This window comes from Candidatus Pantoea carbekii (genome assembly GCF_000971765.1).
GTDB classification, from domain to species: Bacteria; Pseudomonadota; Gammaproteobacteria; order Enterobacterales; family Enterobacteriaceae; genus Pantoea_A; species Pantoea_A carbekii.
Genome location: NZ_CP010909.1, coordinates 1 through 6,287 on the forward strand (window position 1 = coordinate 1; position 6,287 = coordinate 6,287).

Here is a 6,287-nt window from a genome sequence, read left to right on the forward strand (position 1 = left end):
TTATGTAGTCAAAATCCTTAGCTGAGTATAATTATATGCTCTAGACATTAACATTCGTTCTCGTACACGTCGTTTTACTTCATTAAAAACAGCAACTTGATTAGCCTCAAAACGTCCTTGAGCTATTTCACGTGTTAATTGCAATTTAACAATAGTTTCAATGTCACGACGTGTACGTTTAGCATCACGTCGTGCACGAGCCCGTTTAAATCCACTAGCTCTGCGTTCAATTTGATAAACACGAAAACGTTCTCGAACAAATCGCCAAGCTTTAGCTATTAGATCATCTTTATTAAGTAAAGGTAGGTTTTGTTTTTTTCGTTGACAATTTTCCCATTCTGCTCGACTATGACGAGCAGCTGCTACGGCTACTTCAGATATGTCAAGTGCACTAAATAAGGCAGGTGTAAAAGTAATATCTGTAGGAATATTGCAACCAATGTTAGGATCGTATTCCGTATGGTAAGTAATGAGTCCTAGTTCCATTAGAAAAAGTAGCGCTCGGGTAGCTCGAGTCGTAGAAAGATTGCCATTCTTTGATGCAGTAGCCAATCCACATTCAAGAGCTAGATTAGTAATAGAAGACTGAACACGATTAGCTAATGGATCATAATGAAAACACATAGCTTGTAGTAACGCATCAATAGCACGTCGGCGCAATAAAGGTGGCATACGTCTACGTTTGCCTAATGAACGCACAAAGGCTACATGCATGCGAAAATCGAAACGAGATGTAAAATTTGCTGCTTTAGACATTAATTTTCGACAGAATGGTAAAGTTTTTTTACCTTCAGCTGGGTTGAATTTTGGATTTGGGTTTTTTACTTGTCGGTAATATTTAAGTAAAGTTTGGGTATTAGTCACACCTTCCTACACTTATGTTGCACAAAAGGAGTAATGCATATTAGAAAGTATTGAAGTTTTCTAAGCATAGCACTATACTCCCTACATAGAGCAACAGCTTCTATGTAGTTTTAGTTGGCCCCCGTTAATCTTCTAGGTCGCCAAACTCAGGAAGGTTACTGGGGCATTTACTTTCTGGCTCTAAATGATTGCTTTACTAGCATTACTTAAAGAACCAGATCCTTGCCACTTTATATAGTAGGCGTGGCAAATCCTAAAATTTATCAGCGATAAATAAACAATTTAGCATTCAAATAAGCTACAGGCAAGAATGCAGAGATTTTATCTATTTTTAAAAGCATTTTTTTAATGCACATTATAAGAAATTTAAATCCTAAATCCTTGATATCTACGTATTGTAGATAATTAGTTTTTTTGGAAATAAATTTTTAATGTTAAAGACATCTAACCAATTTTATGTAAGTAAATAATTTCTTTTCGACCTATAAGAATGCTGTACTTAACAATTATATTAGTATCTCTTATCAAGAGATACTAATATTTTTTATATTAGCGCTTTAAATTAATAAAGAAATTATAAGCTACATTAGCTTATATTGTTTAGGTTAGAGTGGTAATATATTGAGTTAAATAGTATTTAAAAAATATTAGTTCGATTGACATCGTACTACAAATAGCATAGATGCTACATATTATTATTGTATCAGTATAAATTTAAATATCAAAAATTATGCATAATAATATCATTTTTTTGAATAATTTATCGCTATTTTTTAAAAATTTTTTAGAAATTGAATATGTTTTTTATTTAAAATTAATAAAAAAATTTTGCGATAATTTTAGTAATCGTTCATAACTTATAAAAGTTTTGTTTGAAAATTATAATTCTTTTAATATTTTTATATTTAGAGTCTTATCAAGATAAATATAATATTTTTAACGTTTATTTAAAAATATTTTTTATTATTTAATTGTGATTATAATTATTTCAATATACGTAATATTTGTATAATACGTTATATATAGTTCATTAATATCTATATTCAAGAATATTATTAAATAAAAAATTTAATTTTTTATTTAATAATATAATTTATAAAAAAGTAGCATTAATAATTTTAGTCATTGTACGAATTTTACATAAAGAATTTTTTTATATTTAATTAATCTTCATATCATGGATAGAATATAATTCTATATTAATATACTATTTTATATATATTAACATTATGAATTTTAATATTAATTTTTATTATATGATATTTGGAATTATATCGAATATTATATGTATAATAAATATTATATTTTCTTTTTTGTTATTCTAATCTCTATTTCATCAATGTTGTTTTAAAAATTTCTTTTTAAATTTATATAAATATTTTATATGAAGTTAAATTCATAAATTAAAGCTAAGCATTTTGAATTTTCTTATTTTTGCTTAAATTTTTATTTAAATTAATTCTAAAAAATTATTTTATCTTTTTAGACAAAACTATTGATCAATAATATTGTTTTGAGCAAGGAGTTCAATATGAAAATTTCAATCATCGGATGTGGCAATATTATAATTAAAGAACATATACCAGCTATTATTTCTTTAGGAATAAAAGTTTGTGCTTTATGTGATTTATCAATTGAAAATATTAATAAAGCAAAAAATTTACTTCATTATGATGTACCTAGTTTTTTATATTATAAAGAACTTGTCTATATAATCAAACCAAATATAGTTTTAATTGCTTTACCTCATAACATTTACTGTGAAGTATTAAGTTTTTGTAGTCAGTTTCCAATGAGAATAATCAAAGAAAAACCTTTTGCATTAACATTACTTGAATCAAAGATATTCAGTGATTTTTCACGTAGTAGAAGTTTTAAAATATTCACTGTTTGTCAAAAAAGATACACATTAGCTTACGAAATCTTAAAACATGAGGTACAAAGAATAAATGAGAAAATATCTTATTTGAAAATAAGATACACCATACCTAGTAATAATCCTAATAAAGATTGGAGAAGACAATATGCTACTTCAGGTGGTGGAGTATGGTTTGATATGGGTTATCATATTGTAGATATTATTAATTATTTATTTGATGGTAAAGAAATTAAGGTGAATTATGCTAGATTAATAAACTCTTCTTGTCATTATTATAATGTGGATGATATTGCATTTGTTGAATTTGAATGTGATGGCGCAATTATTCTAGCTTATATATCTTGTGTAGCAATCGAAAAATATGAAGATGTTACTATGTATGGTCAAAATACCATTTTTCATGCTAATAAAAATCACATTACCTTAAAAAATAAAAAGCAAGAAATTTTGAAATATATTAAAGTGGAAAATACATCGCCATTTGTAAAAATGTATCAGGAATTTCTTTGTAATGGTGGTGAAGCTGCTTTTGAAAGAAATTTAAGTCGTTCGATTTCTTTGATGCGTGTTCTAGAAGAAGCTTCTAAAAAAAGTAATTTTTGTAAAAAATAACTTAAAGGAAAGTGTTAATGTGTTCAAAATTTTCAAGATTTTCTCACCCTAAAATTACTGAAAATATAAAAAAAAGTGTTCAAAATCAACTTTTGGAAGCTATTTCTATTTATGATAATGGAGGGATTTATGAACGACTAGAAGGAGAATTTAAAAAAAAATTTAATGTGAAAAATGCAATAGCTGTTAATTCAGGAACAACAGCATTATTTTCAATGTTTTATGGAGCAGGAATTACGCAAGGAGATGAAGTAATTGTTCCTAGTTACACTTTTTTTGCTACTTGTTCGCCGCTTCATCAATTGGGTGCACAGCTTAGGTTTGCTGATTGCCTTGATAACGGTAATGTTGATCCTAAAGCAGTAGAAGTGCTAATTACTTCGAAAACTAAAGCTATAGTAATTACTCATATGTGGGGTATTCCGTGTGATATGGACGAATTAGTAGATATTTGTAATCGTTATAACTTACTTTTGCTTGAAGATAGTTCACATGCACACGGTGCTACATGGAATGAACAAATTATTGGGAGTTTTTCGGATGGTTCAGCTTGGAGTTTTCAAGGTAAAAAAATCTTGACTTCTGGAGAAGGAGGTTTCTTTGCAACAAAACATAGTCGTATATATGAAAGGGCTGTATTAGTTGGGCATTTTAATAAAAGAGCTCAAAAAGAAGTTACTGATGAGGATTTAAGGAATTTTGTAATCACTGGAACTGGATTAAATTTACGTATGCATCCTTTAGCAGCTGCTATAGTTTTACCTCAAATGTTTGATTTTGATCAAATAATGCAAGAAAAACGCGAAACAGCTCTTATATTAAAAAAGGAAATAGAAACTATTGATGGTTTAAAAATTGTACGCATACCTAGTCAAGCTAACCCAGCTTGGTATGCATTACCAATATTATTTGATAAAAATAAATTTACAGTTAATATGTATGATTTTGTTAAAAAATTAAATGAATTAGGTGCATATGAGGCAGATATCCCTGCTTCAACATGTCCTCTTCACAAATATCCTCTATTTCATTCACCGGACAAAATTTCTCAGAGTTATCCACAAAAGCTCTATGTTAATAAACAAAATTTTACAAATGCTATTAAATTTCATAACAGTATGTTTAAACTAGATGTTTGGTATGGAAAAGAACGATTTGATTTTATAGATAATTATCTATCTATAATTCATTATGTAGCGAAATTATATAAAAAATGATAGAAAAATTTATCCCTTATGAAGTATTAAAAAAAATCAATAATTATGATCGGATAGTTGTTGGAGGTATTATTTCATTAAAGAATGAAATGGATGTGCTTTTTATTAAGCGTTCTAAACATGATTTTATGCCAGATAAATGGGAAATACCTTCTGGTGGTATAAAGCAAGGTGAATCTATGTTTAAAGCATTAAAGCGCGAAATAAAAGAAGAAACTAATTTGAATATTATTAAAATCGTTGGATATGAAAGTGCCGTTGCATATATTGTAAACAACAAAGAGTGTCTTCAAATAACTTTTCGTGTTTTTTGTTATGGAAACATAAAATTAAGCACAGAACATTCTCAATACATATTTTCTGATCTTAATAACATCAAAGATAATTTAGATATATTTATGTTAAAAGTATTTAATATTATGTAATAGACATATAACCGAAATATTTATTTTATTACAGTTTAAATAGATGAGGTTATTATGTTAAGTATAGCAATACAAGCTGTAAAAAATACACGTTTATACTCTATTAATGCGTTTGATAATATAAAAAAATTTAAATTAAAATTTGATCAGTCTTTTGTTACTCATGCAGACCTTTATATTGAAAGTTGTATAAAGAAATTTCTTTCAATTAAAACACCAAATGTGCCTATCTTAGGAGAAGAGTTTGGTTCAACTATAAATCATGAATTTCATACTGGATGGATTATTGATCCTATAGACGGCACAAAAGCTTTTTTGTATGGTGTTCCACTTTTTAGTACGTTGTTAGCTTATATTGAAAACCATGAACCTGTAATTGGTGTGATTTATTTTCCTATTTTAAATAAAATTATTTATGCTAATCAAGGATATGGATGTTGGATGCAATCTGGCAATTCTCCTGCTATTAAAATAATATTTAAAACAAATGATAAAAAAAGATTACGTAGTTCTGTAATTTCTATATCGGGTATTCATAGTACTACATTTAATTCACGAGAAGGTAAGAAAGCTTATAAATTATTTAATTTAATAGATTTTGCTAGAGATATTATTTTTATAAATGATTGTTATCAGCATATTATGGTTTCTACAGGACGAATTGATGCTGCTATTGATACACTTATGAAAGCTTGGGATATTGCAGCATTATTACCTTGTATGAAGGAATCTGGTGTAATTTATTCTAATTTGCAAGGTTCTTGTGAAAAATTATTATGGGGAAAAAGTTTTGTTACGGCTGCATCGCAAACTCTTTTAGAAGAAATAGTTAATGCTTTAAACTGAAGAAAGATAATTTATTAGAAATATAATGTTTTATATTTTAAAATTTTTTTTGTGAAAAGGGTATAAAATTGTTAGTTTTAGAATGATATGAATAATACTTTCATTAAAATGTTATCTTTTTTTATAAGAAATATTATATTTTTTTTATAAGAAATATTATATTTTTTTTATAAGAAATGTTGCACTTAAAAATGGTTACAAAACGCACTTTATAAATGTCTCGATTGTAATCTTAAAAAGAGATCTCCCTTGCAGTTATCTGTGCATAACCATAAATTAAATTTTAAAATAACAATTAAAAGAAAAAATTTGCCAATTATTAAGAATAAAAAATAAATATATATTATTTAAAATGTATTTTTTGTTTAAAATATCATTTATAGCAGATAATGGACGTACAAATCCCTCTGATTTTATTCAGCTTATTATTAAATACTAAAAATT

General features: G+C 26.7%; 5 protein-coding genes. 4 read left to right on the top strand and 1 reads right to left on the bottom strand.

Translation table 11 applies throughout. From position 1 onward, the window contains the following. Positions 1-864, bottom strand: a complete 864-nt coding sequence (gene repA, locus BMSBPS_RS04250) for an incFII family plasmid replication initiator RepA (protein WP_046201232.1) — start codon at positions 862-864, stop codon at positions 1-3. 1,531 nt (positions 865-2,395) lie between these two features. On the opposite strand from repA, the gene BMSBPS_RS04255 reads away from it, so the two are divergent. From BMSBPS_RS04255 to BMSBPS_RS04270, 4 genes are read left to right on the top strand one after another with little or no spacing between them, the layout of a single operon-like run. Continuing rightward, positions 2,396-3,355, top strand: coding sequence for a Gfo/Idh/MocA family protein (locus BMSBPS_RS04255; protein ID WP_046201233.1), 960 nt, complete (start codon positions 2,396-2,398; stop codon positions 3,353-3,355). Between the two features lie 17 nt (positions 3,356-3,372). Beyond that, a complete protein-coding gene (locus BMSBPS_RS04260; RefSeq protein ID WP_052719893.1) occupies positions 3,373-4,572 on the top strand; it encodes a DegT/DnrJ/EryC1/StrS family aminotransferase in 1,200 nt (399 codons plus the stop codon). Further along, positions 4,569-4,997, top strand: a complete 429-nt coding sequence (locus BMSBPS_RS04265) for an NUDIX domain-containing protein (RefSeq protein ID WP_046201234.1) — start codon at positions 4,569-4,571, stop codon at positions 4,995-4,997. The genes BMSBPS_RS04260 and BMSBPS_RS04265 overlap by 4 nt, the downstream gene beginning before the upstream one ends. A 54-nt stretch (positions 4,998-5,051) precedes the next feature. Continuing rightward, positions 5,052-5,843, top strand: coding sequence for an inositol monophosphatase family protein (locus tag BMSBPS_RS04270; RefSeq protein WP_046201235.1), 792 nt, complete (start codon positions 5,052-5,054; stop codon positions 5,841-5,843). The last annotated feature ends 444 nt before the right edge of the window (positions 5,844-6,287 follow it).